Here is a 2,726-nt window from a genome sequence, read left to right as displayed (position 1 = left end):
CCCGGCGCCGGTCACCGGCCGGGACCTGCCCGGCGAGGGCGAGTACCTGCTGGGCCCTGCGGTGTTGCGCAGCGTGATCGACACCCGCGTGCGCGAGGCGGTCCACCGGCTCGACCACGGCGCTGGGCATTCCAACGGCGCTGACGGTATCGACGCGGCGCTCGCCGCCGAGGACGGCCACGGCTACGCCCACTCGCACGTGGCGGCCGACGGCAGCGTCTACACCCACTCGCACTAGCCACCGACCCACCACCCCACCGACCCCGAGGAGCGCGATGTCCGGATCCGGGAAGTACCAGTACGGCGACGGCGACATCACGCTGGGCGCCGGGCGCGCGACCGTCGAACTCGCGGTGACCAACACCGGCGACCGCGCCGTCCAGGTGGGCTCGCACTACCACTTCTTCGAGGCCAACCGGGAGCTCCGGTTCGACCGGCCGGCCGCCTACGGGCGCCACCTGGCGATCGGCGCGGGCCTGGCGGTGCGGTTCGAACCCGGACAGACCCGCACGGTGCGGCTCGTGGACTATGCCGGCGAGCGCGTCTGTCACGGCTTCTCCGGACTGGTCGACGGCCCCCTCGACGACCCGGCCGTGCGGGAACGCGCGATGGTCCGCATGCGCGACGGGAGGTTCCTGTGCGACTCGCCGGGCACCACGACCCACGACGACGACAACCACGACGACGACGAGGTGGCGCCGTCCGCGGGCGACGTGCCCGTCGCCGAGGGCCCGCCGACCGTGCTCCCACGAGCGACCTACACCGACATCTACGGTCCCACGATCGGGGACAGACTGACGTTGGCGGACACGGTGTTGACCGTCGAGATCAGAGGAGACCACAACGCCGTCACCACCGACGGTTCGTCCGGCTACGGCGAGGAGGCCGTCTACGGTGGCGGCAAGGCGATCCGGGACGGCATGGCACAGGACCCCGCCGGCACGCGGGCCTCGGGCGCGCTCGACCTGGTGATCACCGGGGCCACGATCCTGGACGCCGTGATCGGGGTGGTCAAGGGCGACATCGGGGTGCGCGACGGGCGGATCGTGGCCGTGGGCAAGGCCGGGAACCCGCACCTGCAGGACGGTGTCCACCCCGACCTGGTGATCGGCCCCGGCACGGAGGTGGTGGCGGGTGAGCACAAGATCGTCACGGCCGGGGGAGTGGACACCCACATCCACTTCATCGCCCCACAGCAGGTGGACGAGGCACTGTCCAACGGGGTGACCACCATGTTCGGCGGCGGGACCGGCCCGTCCGAGGGCACCAAGGGGACCACCTGCACGCCGGGTGCCTGGCACATCGGCCGGATGCTGCAGGCCGCCGACGGGCTGCCGGTGAACATCGGGATCCTGGGCAAGGGCAACACCTCGCAACCCGAGTCGGCGGTCGAACAGATCGTGGCCGGGGCGGCGGGGTTGAAGATCCACGAGGACTGGGGCACCACCCCCGCCACGATCCGTTGCGTGCAGGAGGTGGCCGATCAGTACGACGTGCAGGTGGCCATCCACACCGACACCCTCAACGAGTCAGGGTTCTACGAGGACACCCGCGCAGCGTTCGGCGACTCGACCATCCACACCTTCCACTCCGAGGGCGCCGGCGGCGGACACGCCCCCGACATCCTGCGGGTGTGCGGCGAGCCCAATGTGCTGCCCGCCTCCACCAACCCGACACTGCCGTACACGGTCAACTCGGTCGACGAGCTGCTCGACATGGTCATGGTGTGCCACCACCTGTCGCACAACATCCCCGAGGACGTGAGCTTTGCCGACTCCCGGGTGCGCGCGGAGACCATCGCCGCGGAGACCGTCCTGCACGACGAGGGCATCATCTCCATTTTCGCGTCCGACTCCCAGGCCATGGGGCGCGTCGGGGAGTCGTGGCAGCGGGCGTTCCAGACCGCGCACCACTGCAGGGTCGAGCGCGGGCCGCTGCCCGAGGACGTGGCCGCCTCGCCGGATTCCTCCTCGCCCGACGGCGGCGCGCGCAACGATAACGAGCGGGTCCTGCGCTATGTCGCCAAGATGACCATCAATCCCGCCATCGCCGCGGGCATCGCCGACCACCTGGGGTCGATCGAACCGGGCAAGCTGGCCGACCTGGTGGTGTGGCCGGTCGACTCGTTCGCCGCCAAGCCGTCGCTGGTGATCAAGGGCGGCATGATCGTGTGGGCGCCGATGGGGGACCCCAACGCCTCCCTTCCCACCCCGCAGCCCGTGATCTACCGTCCGATGTTCGGTGCGTACGGAGGGGCCATGCAGTCCACTCGCGTGACGTTCCTGTCCGCGGCGGCGATCGAGGCCGGCGTTCCCGAGCAGCTGGGCCTGACATCCCCGTGCCTGCCCGTGCGTGGGTGCCGGGGGATCGGCAAGAAGGACATGGTCCGCAACGACCGCTGCCCGCAGATCGAGGTGGACCCCGACACGTACGTGGTGACCGTGGACGGCGAGCCCGCCACCATCGCACCGGCGACGTCGCTGCCGCTGGCCCAGCTGCACTACCTGGCATGAGCGGCTCCGACCTGTCGCGGCTGCTGCTCGCGCTGCAGTTCACCGACTCGTCCTTCCCCTCCGGGATGTACACCCTGTCCCACGGGCTCGAGGGGTTGGCCCAGCGCGGGGAGGTCGACGCCCGGCGCCTGCCGGAGGTGCTGCACTCGATGCTGCGCCACGCGATCGGCCCGGCGGACTCGGTCGCGCTCGCCCTGGCGTGGGCGGCCACCC

1 protein-coding gene and 2 pseudogenes are annotated in these 2,726 nt (G+C 71.2%); all 3 read left to right on the top strand.

The genetic code is table 11. The annotated features are described in order from the left end of the window. Positions 1 to 238, top strand: a pseudogene (locus tag G6027_RS13035) (hypothetical protein); the annotation flags it as partial. Positions 239 to 275: 37 nt separating this feature from the next. Continuing rightward, positions 276 to 2,513 carry an urease subunit alpha gene (gene ureC, locus G6027_RS13030; protein ID WP_182637544.1) on the top strand — a complete coding sequence of 746 codons (2,238 nt, stop codon included), beginning with the start codon at positions 276 to 278 and terminating at the stop codon, positions 2,511 to 2,513. Further along, positions 2,510 to 2,726: pseudogene (locus G6027_RS13025) on the top strand (urease accessory protein); the annotation flags it as partial. The gene ureC and the pseudogene G6027_RS13025, both read left to right, overlap by 4 nt.

The organism is Dietzia sp. SLG310A2-38A2 (assembly GCF_014145095.1).
GTDB lineage: Bacteria > Actinomycetota > Actinomycetes > Mycobacteriales > Mycobacteriaceae > Dietzia.
Note: the sequence above shows the minus strand (reverse complement) of the source record. Positions and strands in the feature narration are given on the sequence as shown.